The sequence below is a fragment of the Longimonas haloalkaliphila genome (genome assembly GCF_055379825.1).
Genome location: NZ_AP043948.1, coordinates 2169149 through 2182362, shown reverse-complemented (window position 1 = coordinate 2182362; position 13214 = coordinate 2169149). Strand labels below are relative to the sequence as shown.

Below are 13214 nucleotides of genomic sequence, written 5' to 3'. Positions count from 1 at the left end.
GCCAAATAATCTGTGCCTATCTTGTACGCATCCGCCGCTGCCCCATGAAGCGATTAGTTGTTGTAGAGTCGCCCACCAAAGCTCGTACCATCCGCAAGTTCTTGCCCAAGCAGGGCTATCAGATCGAAGCCAGCATGGGCCACATCCGAGATCTGCCCGCCTCGGCGTCTGAGATCCCGGCGAAGTATAAAGACGAGGAGTGGTCGCGGCTTGGCGTACGCATCGACAACGGGTTTGAACCGCTCTATGTCGTCTCGCGCAAAAAGCGTGATGTCGTCAAACAGCTTCAGAGCGCGCTGCAGGATGCAGACGAGCTCTACATTGCAACAGACGAAGACCGCGAGGGCGAGTCAATCGGCTGGCACCTTCTGGAGGTCCTCAACCCGGACGTGCCGGTGCGGCGCATGGTCTTTCACGAGATCACGCAAGAAGCCATCGAGGCGGCCCTCGAAAACACGCGCAGCATCGACGAGAACCTCGTTGAGGCGCAACAGACGCGTCGCATCCTCGACCGCCTCGTGGGCTACACCATCTCGCCCCTCCTCTGGCGCAAGATCAAGCCGAAGCTCTCGGCCGGACGCGTGCAGAGCGTGGCGGTGCGTATTCTGGTGATGCGGGAGCGCGAGCGCATCACGTTTGTACCCGCCACCTACTGGGACCTGAAGGCAGAGCTTGCTAAAGCCAGGATTCCGTTCGGTGCCGATATGACGCATCTGAACGATGTACGACTGGCTCAGGGCCGCGACTTCGATCAGGATACGGGCCGCCTGAAAGACGATCTCGAAGAGGGCAAAGACGTGCTCCTGCTTTCGGAAGAACAGGCCACCACACTGGCCGAAACGCTTCCTACCGAGCCATGGCGCGTGGCAGACGTCAAGACCCGCACTCGCACGAAAACCCCCCCCCCTCCGTTTATCACGTCGACCCTGCAGCAAGAGGCCAGCCGCAAGCTCGGGTTCACGGCCAACCGCACCATGCGCGTGGCTCAGAAGCTGTACGAGAACGGGCACATTACGTACATGCGTACCGACTCGAAAAACCTCTCGAAAGAAGCCATTGCTGCCAGCCGCACGTCTATTGAGGAACGGTACGGCTCCGACTACCTGAGCGACAGCGTTCGCACGTACACCTCCTCAGACAGCGCTCAGGAGGCGCACGAAGCCATTCGCCCGGCTGGCACGGCCATGAAGACAAGCGCAGAAATCGGGCTCTCGGGCCAACAGAAGAAGCTCTACGACCTGATCTGGGAGCGCACTGTGTCCACACAGATGGCAAACGCCCAGATTCAGTACACGAATGTGTACATCGACGCAGGCACAGACGACGTGGCACGCTTTCGCGCATCCGGCAAGACGATCCTCTTTCCCGGCTTCCTGCGCGCCTACGTCGAAGGCAGCGACGACCCCGAAGCCGATCTCGAAGATCGCGAACGCCCACTCCCCGATCTTTCCGTTGGCGACGAGTCAATTCCTGAAGAGGCTGGCACCGACGGACTCAATGTCCGCTCGCTTGAGCCGGTGGGTCATGAAACCAAGCCGCCTTCTCGCTACACCGAGGCCTCTCTCGTGAAGATGCTCGAAGAAGAGGGCATCGGGCGACCGTCGACGTACGCATCCATTATAAGCACCATTCAGCGGCGCGGCTATGTACGCAAGGAAGGCAGCGCGCTCGTACCCACATTTACCGCCTTTGCCACCAATAACCTGATGGAGGCCCAGTTTAACCCGCTGGTCGATGTGCACTTCACCGCTGAGATGGAAGAGATTCTCGATCACATCGCGACGGGGAAGAAAGACCCCGAGCCCTATCTGCGCGACTTCTTCCTCGGTGAGGGCGGCGTGCAGCCGCGCGTGGAGGATGGTCAGGAAGAGCTTGACCCGCGAGCGATCTCAACCATCGACTTTGCCGACCAGTGGGCTCCCTACGTCGTACGTGTGGGCAAGTACGGTCCTTACGTCGAAGGGCCGCTCGAAGACAGCGACGACCCCGAAGAGACCGTAACCGCCTCACTGCCCGATGACCTTGCTCCCGGCGATACCACCCGTCAGAAATTGAAAGACATTCTCGAAGAAGCCAATAAAGGCGACCAGGTACTCGGCATTCATCCTGAAGCCGATATGCCGCTGCTGCTCAAGTCCGGTCCATACGGGCCCTACATGCAGCTCGGTGAGGACGACCAGCCGGGCAAACCCAAACGTGTGTCGCTCCCTCCAGGCGTGGATCCAGCAGAGGTTGACTTTGATCTCGGGCTGAAGATCATCAATCTGCCGCGCGAGCTCGGGGAGCACCCGGAGACCAGCAATCCGGTTGAGGCCGGCATCGGACGATATGGCCCGTTTGTGCGCCACCGCAAGAGCGGCGCCAAAGACACCTACGCCTCACTCAAGAAAGCCGACGATGTGCTCACGGTCGACCTGGACCGTGCCATGGAGCTCATCCTCAAGAAAGAGGCAAAAAATAAACCACAGCGGGTGCTCGGCGAACACCCCGAAACCGGCAAGACGATTGAGCTCTGGGATGGGCGATACGGTCCGTACATCAAGCACGGCGGCAAAAACATCTCGCTGGGCGATGACCAGACCATCGAAGACCTCACCATGCAGGAAGCCGTGGAGCTTATCGCCAGCAAGTCGAAGAAGAAGTAGGCCAGTAGGCCAGTAGGCCACGGCATTGCATGCGGCCCCTCCGAACACAGGCGCGTGCTCTGCCCCCTCGTGCGATCCCCCCTTGTACCCACCACACCGCAAAGCGGGCAGCCCCGACACATTCGGAGCTGCCCGCTTTCGTGTTGCTGTAAGATCAGTGCCCGTGCAGCTATTTAGTGCTGTTTCAACCCTGAATGTTACCGTCCGAAATTGTCATCGCAAGAAGGAAGCGCAAGCGACGGACGTGGCGACCTTGTGCGTTCCCACCACAGCAGCTCCGTTCTTTAACAACAACGCATGCGATTGCATCGCTGCGCCCGAAATGACAAGGTTGGGGGCTTTGATGGCTTAGATCAGTTGGTTGTTTAGATCAACCGGGTACGCCCCCTAAGAGCCTGTTTGGGTTTTGGTTTGTAGGCGAGAGCGAGCGCCGCTGCAGCGAAAATTGGACCCCGATGGCGGTTCGTAGCCGGGGCTACGGGCCGACATTGGGGGCAATTTGCACCAGGGGCATGCCCTTCGGCCCCAGTCCAGCGCCGCCGATCGCAGCCCAAATTAAGAAATCAAAACAGGTTCTAAGATTAACCTGGAACAGAGCACTTAAGTACGTTCAATAACGCTTTTGTGTTGGGAATGTCGGCAGGTTTTAGCCCCCTCTGCTATTGGGCTTGCGAGTTTCTGTCTTTATGAGGACCCGGTTCGCATGCTCGTCATGCATGGGCAGCCGATCGGGACGGGGATGGCGTTCGAGAGGTGCACGTGAACGATCGAAGGCATTTGGACGGGCTTACGGAACCCACTTTGGCTGTTTCGAGGCGTACACAAAGACCACCTATCCGGGTATGTCGCAATGTTTGAGTTCGCCTTCCCCCAGACCACGTGCGTCCCGATATGCTACAGCGCATGTGTGGACTATGGCTTCCCTATAGACACCTACCATGAGCCAATCACGTTTATCTCTTCACAGCCCCGATCTCCCAAAACCAAGTCACCCCGGCAACGTCCCGCCGCAGGCCTCATGACTCCCATATAGCTTCGCAACGTGTCCACAAGCGATTGGTGGCGTGGTATTCTTTTTGACAAGCTACGTAATCGAGGAGGGGAGCCATATGGCAGGGTGAAACCGTGGGCACGCCGTACCCCGACTGCCAGCGGAAGGCATGCTGCTCCATTGCCTAACGCACGCGGTCACAACTTCCGTTCTTCCCCTTCGCCTGCGAAACAGGTTTTCAGTGAGAGACGAGAGGTACACCTGCGCGACACTGTGCTCGGAGGCCATGTCAGGCAGCGCTAAAAGCAACGGATTATCCAAGGATGCACCGCGCCCCGTATTCCCCTAAACATCACGTTTTGAGCAGCCTTTTTTGAACAGGCTCTAAAACTGATCGACGATGCACGCGGCGAGTGTTGCGAGGGGAGCCGTCATCCAGGGCGTCCATATCGGCGGTACGGGCATGGTAACGCGCTGCATACGCCGTGAATCAGGCGCCTCGAAGCCGAGTCCGTAGTGATGCAGAGCGATGCCGGGCTTACGCACCCGCACCGACGCACCGTAGCGTCCGTCGTGCACGACCGGGTGGCCACGCTGCGCGCACTGCAGACGAATCTGGTGGGAGCGTCCGGTATCGAGCTGCAGGTGGACGAGCGTACGATCGTTGTCGGTGCGAAGGGCCTGGTAGGTGAGGCGAGCCGCCTTGGCGTCGGGGTGGTCGGGAGAAACGATCTGCGGCCCTGTGGCGGTGTTGGCGATAGCATCTTGCATAGTGCCGGCGCCGCTCATCGCCCCCTCGACGAGCGCCAGGTAGTGCTTATCCATCGTGCGCGCCTGCACCTGATCGGAGAGCTGCCGGGCGGCATCGGAGGTTTTCGCCACGAGCAAGATTCCCGATGTGGGACGGTCGAGGCGATGCACCAGCCCTACAAACGGATCGGGATCTGCATCGGTTGCCCACTGCGTTTTGAGGATGTCGAATACGTTGGGCTTGCCGGTGGCGTCGGGCTGTGAAAGCATACCGGCGGGCTTTTCGATAGCGGCCCATCGGTCGGTTTCGGCAGCGCTGCGCAGCGACGGGGTCGACTCGGTCGAGGACATGCGGGGGCGGGTGGTTGCAGAAGAAAGCGAATCGGTTAGACGAGCGGGGGGTCCGGTTTGTTTGGGCGAGTCTGCTGTGCACAGCGGTTTGCCTCAGTTTGCCCCGGTGCGCCATTAACGTACAGCGGCTTGCGCCTGTTTACCTGGGTGATTGCGGCGTGAACGCTTGCGGGAGTGTCTGCTGTCTGTGATTATGGAGATACTGTTTGCCGTGCCCCGCTGCACCTAAACCCCACGTGTATCTCTGTGCGTATCTTCTTGCGTTCCCGATACGGACTCTTAGCCGTCCTTCTTCTGGCGCTTCCCACCTGGGCCAGCTCTGCGCAGTCGCCGGTGGAGACATCGCCCTTTGCGTCGTGCGTGGAAGCCACCGGCGGAAACGCCACCATCATCATTCCCGAAACAGCCGAGCTTTCCGTAGACGGTGAAGCGTTCTCTGAAGGCGACGAGCTTGCCGTTATTGACGCAGCGGGGCAGTGCGTTGGGCATCTGACCTGGTCGGGCACCGGAAGCGACGCCCTGGTAGTGTGGGAGGCCGGCCTCTTCAGCGAATCGACCGCCGGGCTGCGTCCGGGCGACCCGCTTACGCTGCGCGTCTGGCAACGCCGTACCGATCGCGTGTTCACGCCTGCAAACAGCAGCGTGGAGGTAGTGCTCGACACCTCCACGTCGCACCTGAACGAAACGTTTCACTACCAGCGCGACGGCATCTACGTGGTACGGCAGCTCACGGTGCATTCGTCTTCGGACTCGTGATCTCCGTCTTCGTATCCTTTTCCTGCTATCCTACGTCATCGTGCCTTCCCGCGCAGGCGTTACGCAGGCTCGTGGTATACGGGAAGCTGATCGTCAGCGCGTGCGTCGAGCGGTGGCGCATCGCGGTCGGAGGGCGACAGCAAGGGGTTATCTACGGGCCAAGGGATGCGAAGCGAAGGGTCGTTCCACCGGATGGTGTGTTCGCATGCGGGAGCGTATTCGCGGGTGCATTTATAGGACACCAGCGCCTCGGCTGTACCCAACACCGCAAACCCGTGCGCAAATCCGGGGGGGATGTAGAGCTGCTGGGCTGCGTCGGCATTGAGCGTCGCCTCCACGTACTGCCCGAAGGTGGGACTGCCGCGCCGTATATCGACGGCCACGTCATAGATGCACCCGGCCCACACGTCGATCAGCTTCCCCTGCGCTTCTGGATGCTGGTAGTGAAGTCCTCGTACGACGCCGGGGCGGGACCGCGACACGTTGTCTTGCACGAACGGCCCCGTGATACCTGCTTCCCGATAGCGCGATCCACGCCACACCTCACGAAAAAATCCTCGTTCGTCGGGATAGCGGGTTGTTTCGATGAGACGAACGGCCGGGATCGGCAGCGGCGTTACGGTCATGTGCAGCGGTACGGGCAGACGAAAAGTAAAGACGAAAAGTAAAGACGAAAAGTAAAGACGAAAAGTAAAGACGAAAAGTGCAGCGGGCGCGATGCCTAACTCGTGTGCATGCGCATCGTGTTCCGCACCGGCGTACTGCACCGGCGTACTGCACCGGCCCACGCCTCAGCAACCGCATTGCGGCGGCACTCCTCCAAATACCCAGGGACGGTCATCCAAAAGCGCAACATAGATACGCATAGTCTCCCCGTTGAATCTGCAGAAAGACCCACTCTTCTCCCCGCCCTCCGTCCTATTGTTGGAGGCGCATAGCCGTAGTACTTGATTCGATCAAGTGACCCGGTTTACGGCTGATCCCCCCTTACATTCTTTTAACGGTACTCATGCCCTCTTCCTTTACAGAAGCTGCGGATGCTACGAAAGCTTCCTCTGAGAGCGACATACGCATTCTGTCCACAAGCTTTCGACGGTATGCCGGGCTCATTGCGCTCACCTGTATGGCAGCAATGCTTGCCTCCATTTTTGAAGGCATAAGCATCGGCCTGCTGATTCCATTTCTGCAGACGCTCGACAACCCGGAGACCGCAGGCATTGGCATTGCCTGGGTCGACACCTACCTGCTGGGCGCTACCGACAACGTTGTGCAGCAGCTCTATCTAATCTGCGGGTTTATCCTGCTCGCCACGCTGCTGCGCAGTGCGTTTGGATATGCCGCTGCTGTGCTGGCCACGATGAGCCGTGTACGCATCGTGGAAGATCTACGCATGCGTATCGTGGATCAACTGCAGTCGGTATCTCTCTCGTTCTTCAGCCGCCACCGCAGCGGCGACCTGCTGAACAGCCTCATGAACGAGATTGCCCGTTCAGCGACCACGCTGGGGGCCCTTTTTACGCTCATCAACGAGGGCACGATGCTGATGGTCTATCTCGGGCTCATGTTCTGGATCTCGTGGGAGATGTCGCTCATCGTGCTGATCTTCTTTAGCGTCCTCTCTTACAGCCTCACGTTCCTAATTCGCCGCGTACGCAAGCACGGCGAGAAGATCACCGACACAAGTGCTACATTCACAGGCGCGCTGACCGAATTCATTCAGGGCATTCGCACCGTGGTGGCCTTCAATCGCCAGCAGGATGAGCGCGACCACCTGGAGCGTGCTACCCGTAGCTTTGCAGATGCGGTTGTTACCACCGCTATGCGACGGGCACTCATTAAGCCGCTCACTCAGGGTGTTGTGAGCATGGGCCTTATTGCTCTGATCGTGGTGGCCGTGCAGTTCTTTGTTCTGGAGGGCGCACTGGACCTGGCGTTCCTGCTTGCATTCCTGTTTGCACTGCTCCGCATGATGCCCACGGTGCTCAACCTGAACGGCATTCGGGGCGAGTGGGCCGAGAGCCGGGCCGGGCTTGCCAATATCGCCCAATTGCTGCGTACCGAAGACAAGCCCTACCTGTCGGACGGGTCGCGCCAGGCCCCTGCACTGCAAGAAGAAATCCGCCTTGAGCATGTTGACTTCAAGTACCACACCGGTCCTATGGTGCTGGAAGACATCTCTCTTACCATCAAGCGCGGCGCTACAACCGCGTTTGTCGGCGGAAGCGGTGCTGGCAAGTCCACACTGGCTGACCTTATCCCTCGCTTCCACGACCCGACCGAGGGCCGTGTGCTCTATGATGGCGTGGACCTGCGCGAGTTCGACGTTAAATCGCTACGCGACCGCATTGCCATTGTGAGCCAGAACACGTTCATCTTCAACGACAGCGTACGGGCCAACATCGCTTACGGGCGTCCCGATGCTACGATGGAGGAGATTGTAACCGCCGCCGAGCAGGCCAACGCGCTCCCGTTCATTGAGGAGATGGCAGAGGGATTTGAGACGTCGCTGGGCGACCAGGGCATTCGTCTCTCGGGCGGACAGCGCCAGCGGCTTGCCATCGCACGGGCACTGCTGAAGGATCCGGAAATACTGATTCTGGATGAGGCGACCAGCTCTCTCGACAGCATCTCAGAGCAGGCCGTGCAGCAGTCGCTGCAGCGTCTCATGAAGGGACGTACCGTCATCGCGATTGCCCACCGGCTATCTACAATTGAGCATGCCGACTGGGTCGTGGTCCTCGAAGAAGGACGCATCGTTGAGCAGGGGCCGTATCACGAGCTGATTGCTCAAGAGGGAGCACTCTGGTCGTACCACAAAATTCAGTACGCCTCAGCTGCCTCCATGTAGCGTGTACAGCACGCACAGGTTGTTCTGCTGCTCCTACGGCGCCTGCGTCGAGAGCACCTTACGCCGAGAACAGCATGCAACCGCCTGGCTAACAGCCCTGGAGTGCAGCCATACCTGCGCTATCCTGAATATTCTTGGCCCTGCTGCCGCTTTCTACTGTGTATCTGCATTATGGACAACCTTCTTGCCGTATCGTACCGCTTTCCGCCGCAAACGTATCCCCTCGCCATTCGGGTGGATTACTTTCTCACACATCTCGCCCGCAGCCACCGCGTCCGAGCCATTACGTCGGCACCAGGGGCTGCCCTCGATGGCGTTGAGGTAATTCCAGTGCGCGAACGCGATGCGTCGCGCTTCAAGCACGTTATGCAGCGTCTGCGCTTGCGCAAGATAAGCGACCTGCTCATCTGGCCCGACCTCTTCGTTCCGTGGATTCTTCCTGCGCTTTACGCAGGCTATCGGGCCGTACAGCAAGAACGGCCCGACGCACTGCTCTCCTTTGCGATGCCGTACTCCGGAAGCGTTGTAGCTGCCCTGCTGAAAAAGCTGACCGGCCTTCCCTTGATTCTTAACCTGAACGACTCTCCGACCTGCCCCGATGTCGAATCGAGCTTTCCGACACGTGCGCATGCATGGGCCTCGCAAGCGCTTGAAGACTGGCTGGTGCAGACGGCTGATGCTGTGGTGTATGTGTCTAAGCGCAACATGGAGCGCGTACGAGCGCGACAGCCCGAGGCCCACCAGTCCAAGTTTCACCTGATCCGGCGCGGCGTGCGCATAACCGACATTCCGCAGCGCACTGCTGCACCGGAGCGGCCCGCCGATGCACCTGTTCGCATCGTCTACACGGGCGGACTATCCGGGTGGCACATGCACACGCGCAGCTTGGCCGACACGGCTTCTCGGCCAATGCAGTGGGCCAAACGTGCCTGGAACGCCTGGAACCGTTGGGGACGCTATGTGGCCTCACCGCTTGATCCGCGTAGCCACACCCCCGTGTATGTAGGGCAGGCCGTGCAGCAGCTCATAGAGGCGCACCCGGAGTGGGAGGGACGGGTAGAGGTACACGTCTACGGCAATACCTTTCCTGACTCCGTGGTGCAGGAAGTACTCTCGCGATATAACCTGCAGTCCATTGTACATGTGCACGGCCCCCGTCCCCACGAGGAGGCCCTGGAGCTGATGCACGCGGCCGACATCCTGTTTCTGACGCTGCCCGACCGCCCCGATGGTACACCTGGCGGACGCATTTCGGCAAAGACATATGAGTACCTTACCACCGACCGTCCGATCCTCGCCGCCGTACCGCCTGGCGAGAACCACGACTACTTGAGCGACAAGCCCGGCGTGTTTCTGAGCCGTCCCTGCGATGTCGACCACCTGTGTAGCCACCTGGAGCCGCTTATTGCGAGTACACTGCACGGAGACATCCCTTTCTTTGACCGGACGTTCCTCATCAAGACGCTCGACAGCACTCGCCGTGCTGAAGCTTTCGCAGAACTGGTTGACCGTCTGCCGTCTTCCATGTCGGCCGCACCTGCTCCTGCTGCCACAGCTTAGCTGCTTCTGATTGACGACTTTACCACAACGACGTGCTTACCTGATGAACAGATCGAATGCTCCTATTTTTGTCGTTGGCGCGAACCGGTCCGGCACAACGCTGGTGCGGCTCATGCTGAACGCTCATCCGCGCATTGCCATCCCCGAAGAGCTGAACTACTTCAAGCGCGTCAGGACAAGCACGCCATGGCACCGTCCCGGATGGACAGACGACGCCTATGCGCGATTTGCAGAAGACACGCTCAACCACCTTGCACCGCTGCTTCCGAACCTGCCTGTTGATGCAGCTCGCGAGCGGTTGCTCGGCGCAGCGTCTCCTACGTACCGCACGCCGTACGCGACGCTACTGGAAATGTGGGCTGCACAGGAGGGCAAAGTGCGCTGGGGCGAAAAAACGCCGGGCAATCTCTTTTTTGTGGACCAGCTCATTGAGATGTTTCCGGACGCTCAGTTCATCTACGTAGCACGCGACCCCCGGGCCGGCGTGGCCTCCATGCAACGCGTCTCGTTCTTTCCGGACGATGTCATCTTCAACGCACTGAATCGTCGCAAAAGCTGGAATGTAGGATACCGGCTCCTTGAACGGATCGTCCCCGAAGCCCAGCGCATCACCATCCGATACGAAGATCTGGTCCGTGCCCCCCACGACATGGCAGAAACCCTCTGCACGTTCCTCAACGAATCCTACGCTTCAGCCATGCTCCGCTTCCATACCGATGCCGAGCACTACATGAAGGCAGAAGCCGCTAACTCATTCAACGAGGCGGCCACACGGCCCATCTCAACCGCCCGCATTGATACATGGAAGGACAAGCTAACACCCACTGAGATTGGATGGATTGAGTCGCTCTGTGCCGACGAAATGCAGGCATTTGGATACCAACCCACGCATCCACAACGCTCGTTGCGTGCTCGCATTACGCAGCAGATCAAATCGGCATACTGGCACTACGACGTGTGGCGGCACCGCTACTACCGTCCCTATACCGTACGCCACGTGCCCGGACAGTCGCTTCGAAACAGACTACGTGACTGGTCGAGATGGCTACAGAGCCGGTGTGCGCCGCTACGTGACATTGCCTCAGGTGAAGGCGTGCGCTAAAAGCGACACGGGTTGTCTCCAAAAGCATCGGTGCCCAGCTTATCTCGGGCACTACCTTAGCATCAGAGCATGTGTTTTGTCTTACCCCCCTTCGATCCGATGCCTTCTGTTACTGCCCACGCTGAGCGCCAGGCGCCGCCGGCTACTGCGCCCGCTACCGACACCATGCCCCTCACTGCCTTTTACGGACACCATAAGTGTGCCACGGGATGGATCACTCGCATATTTCGTGAGATGAGCTTTTACCTTGGCCGGCGCCATACCATCGTGCATCTGCCTCGCCACTTTGCTCCGTACGCGTCTATCGCCGACAAAGTAGCGGCCGAGCATATCGACGTGCTCATCTACACCAATGCCGATATCAATGAGGTACGCAAACTGCCGGCCTCGCGTGGCTTTCACGTAGTACGTGACCCGCGCGATGTGCTGGTATCGGCCTACTTCTCCCATAAGCACTCGCATCCCTCTGATAAATGGCCCGAGCTTGAGCCCCATCGCGACCTGCTTCAGACCCTCTCGCTCGAAGACGGCCTCGCCGCTGAGATGGTGTTTAGCCAGTCTGTATTTGAGGATATGGAAGCCTGGGACTATGACCAGCCGAACGTGCTTGAGCTGCATATGGAAACCCTGACAGCGCATCCCGATGCGGAGTTTGCACGCATTGCCTCGTTTCTCGGCTGGCTGGATTCGGAGGCGCAGTACTCAACCGGCTACCGCGCTCTTCTGCGCATGAACCGGTTGCACTACCGTGGCGCTGCACGCGTGCCCGGCCACTGGCCCCTGCTTCCCGTGCCGCGCCGACGGCTCTCCACACTGCCGGCGTCGCTCTTTCAGCGCATTCTCGAAGATCACCGGTTCAACCGGCTGGCTGGCGGACGCAGCCGGGGCGAGGAGAACGTCCATAGTCACTACCGCAAGGGAGTGCCTGGAGACTGGCGCAACCACTTCACCCCTGCCCTGGCTGCCCACTTTAAAGAAGAGTGGGGCCCTCTGCTTGTCAAACTCGGATATGAGTCAACCCTTGATTGGACTGTAAACTGATGCGCATTGCTCATTATGCCCCCGACCTGTGGGCACCTGGCGGGATTGCCACCTATGTAGATCGTCTTACAACCGCCCAACGCAGTGCGGGCCACGACGTGCTGTGGCTCTGCCATACGCCCCAAGGCGACACGCCGTTGCCTCCAGACGCGCACGTAGTTACGGCCAGCACGCTCTACGCCGAGGCCCGTGCGCACGGGGTCGATATGCTGCATGCCCATCGCGACCTCCCCACCCCGATCCCGTCTGACCGCCCGCTGATACGTACCATGCATGGCCATCAGGGCGGATGCCCCTCGGGAACGCGGTATCTACGGCGCTCCGGCATGCCCTGCGATCGCACCTACCATCCCATCGGATGCCTGCGCATGCACCTGCAGGAGCGCTGCGGTAGCTGCCGTCCTCACAAGATGTGGCGCAATATTCGGCGCCTTCAGCAAGAGCGCGCTCAGACGCAGACCGTGCTGACCGCAGCTGTTAGCATGTACGTACAGCAAATGATGGTGCGGGCCGGCTGCTATGTAGACAATATCGTTGTGTGCCCTTCACCCGCCCCCATTGTAAAGCCCTTCACCATGCCGCCCCGAAACAGCCCCAGCGTGCTGTATGCCGGACGCATTGCCCCCGAAAAGGGGCTGCTCTGGCTGCTCCGTGCCATGGCAAATGTCGACACGGCGGCTGTACTTCACATTGCCGGCACCGGCACCGATGCCCACATGCAAGCGGTTCACGACGAGATCGAAGCCTTGGCACTTACCAACCGCGTCCACTTCCATGGATGGTGCGACGACGAGGCGCTCACCGGCCTCATGAACATGGCCTGGCTCGTAGTCGTGCCGTCAGTCTGGAACGAACCCGCAGGCCTCGTTCCCCTCGACGCTGCTGCTCACGGACGCTTTGTGATTTCCAGCAGTGCAGGCGGGCTCCCCGAGTACGTGGCGCCCGGCGCCTCAACGCTCGTTCCCCCGAACGATACCGGTGCGCTAACGCGTGCCCTGCGCGACGCCCTTAGCGATTATGATCGCCTTGCCACATGCGGCGCAGAGGCGCAGCACCATGCCGAAGTTACGTTCTCAGCAACGCATACGGCAAACGCATACGAGCGCCTGTATACTCAGGCGATGAGCCCGGCAGCCTCTTCCCTCGCTTCCTAACAGATCTGTTTCTTCT

The 13214-nt window shown here is 59.7% G+C and carries 9 protein-coding genes; 7 read left to right on the top strand and 2 right to left on the bottom strand.

All coding sequences use genetic code 11. From position 1 onward, the window contains the following. Window positions 1-44: 44 nt before the first annotated feature. A complete protein-coding gene (gene topA, locus ACZ48V_RS08495; RefSeq protein WP_464538324.1) occupies window positions 45-2645 on the top strand; it encodes a type I DNA topoisomerase in 2601 nt (866 codons plus the stop codon). A gap of 1375 nt (window positions 2646-4020) precedes the next feature. On the opposite strand, the gene ACZ48V_RS08490 is transcribed toward topA, so the two are convergent. Continuing rightward, window positions 4021-4737 (bottom strand): RluA family pseudouridine synthase, encoded by a 717-nt coding sequence (locus ACZ48V_RS08490; protein WP_464538323.1) that lies wholly within the window; start codon window positions 4735-4737, stop codon window positions 4021-4023. A 246-nt stretch (window positions 4738-4983) separates the two neighbouring features. On the opposite strand from ACZ48V_RS08490, the gene ACZ48V_RS08485 reads away from it, so the two are divergent. Next, window positions 4984-5493: a hypothetical protein gene (locus ACZ48V_RS08485; protein WP_464538322.1), complete on the top strand. Its 510-nt coding sequence runs from the start codon at window positions 4984-4986 to the stop codon at window positions 5491-5493. A 59-nt stretch (window positions 5494-5552) separates the two neighbouring features. Here the strand turns inward: ACZ48V_RS08485 and rfbC are convergent, their stop codons facing one another. Beyond that, the gene (rfbC, locus tag ACZ48V_RS08480) at window positions 5553-6119 is read right to left on the bottom strand and encodes a dTDP-4-dehydrorhamnose 3,5-epimerase (RefSeq protein WP_464538321.1); all 567 of its coding nucleotides are present in this window, start codon (window positions 6117-6119) and stop codon (window positions 5553-5555) included. Window positions 6120-6502: 383 nt separating this feature from the next. On the opposite strand from rfbC, the gene hepA reads away from it, so the two are divergent. From hepA to ACZ48V_RS08455, 5 genes are all read left to right on the top strand, one after another. After that, window positions 6503-8341 carry a heterocyst formation ABC transporter subunit HepA gene (hepA, locus tag ACZ48V_RS08475; RefSeq protein ID WP_464538320.1) on the top strand — a complete coding sequence of 613 codons (1839 nt, stop codon included), beginning with the start codon at window positions 6503-6505 and terminating at the stop codon, window positions 8339-8341. A 171-nt stretch (window positions 8342-8512) separates the two neighbouring features. Continuing rightward, on the top strand, window positions 8513-9901 hold the full coding sequence (locus tag ACZ48V_RS08470; RefSeq protein WP_464538319.1) for a glycosyltransferase: 1389 nt from the start codon (window positions 8513-8515) through the stop codon (window positions 9899-9901). Window positions 9902-9944: 43 nt separating this feature from the next. Further along, complete coding sequence (locus ACZ48V_RS08465) at window positions 9945-11003, top strand: sulfotransferase family protein (RefSeq protein WP_464538318.1); 1059 nt, start codon at window positions 9945-9947, stop codon at window positions 11001-11003. Window positions 11004-11102: 99 nt separating this feature from the next. Continuing rightward, window positions 11103-12044 carry a sulfotransferase domain-containing protein gene (locus ACZ48V_RS08460; RefSeq protein WP_464538317.1) on the top strand — a complete coding sequence of 314 codons (942 nt, stop codon included), beginning with the start codon at window positions 11103-11105 and terminating at the stop codon, window positions 12042-12044. After that, entirely contained in the window at window positions 12044-13198 is a 1155-nt protein-coding gene (locus ACZ48V_RS08455) for a glycosyltransferase family 4 protein (RefSeq protein ID WP_464538316.1), read from the top strand. The genes ACZ48V_RS08460 and ACZ48V_RS08455 overlap by 1 nt, the downstream gene beginning before the upstream one ends. Window positions 13199-13214 lie beyond the last annotated feature (16 nt).

Excerpts from the sequence above, each read along its gene's own strand:
- hepA (WP_464538320.1), top strand. The coding sequence starts at position 6,503 with ATGCCCTCTTCCTTTACAGAAGCTGCGGATGCTACGAAAGCTTCCTCT.
- topA (WP_464538324.1), top strand. The coding sequence starts at position 45 with ATGAAGCGATTAGTTGTTGTAGAGTCGCCCACCAAAGCTCGTACCATC.
- ACZ48V_RS08455 (WP_464538316.1), top strand. The coding sequence starts at position 12,044 with ATGCGCATTGCTCATTATGCCCCCGACCTGTGGGCACCTGGCGGGATT.
- ACZ48V_RS08465 (WP_464538318.1), top strand. The coding sequence starts at position 9,945 with ATGAACAGATCGAATGCTCCTATTTTTGTCGTTGGCGCGAACCGGTCC.
- ACZ48V_RS08490 (WP_464538323.1), bottom strand. The coding sequence starts at position 4,737 with ATGTCCTCGACCGAGTCGACCCCGTCGCTGCGCAGCGCTGCCGAAACC.
- ACZ48V_RS08470 (WP_464538319.1), top strand. The coding sequence starts at position 8,513 with ATGGACAACCTTCTTGCCGTATCGTACCGCTTTCCGCCGCAAACGTAT.
- rfbC (WP_464538321.1), bottom strand. The coding sequence starts at position 6,119 with ATGACCGTAACGCCGCTGCCGATCCCGGCCGTTCGTCTCATCGAAACA.
- ACZ48V_RS08460 (WP_464538317.1), top strand. The coding sequence starts at position 11,103 with ATGCCTTCTGTTACTGCCCACGCTGAGCGCCAGGCGCCGCCGGCTACT.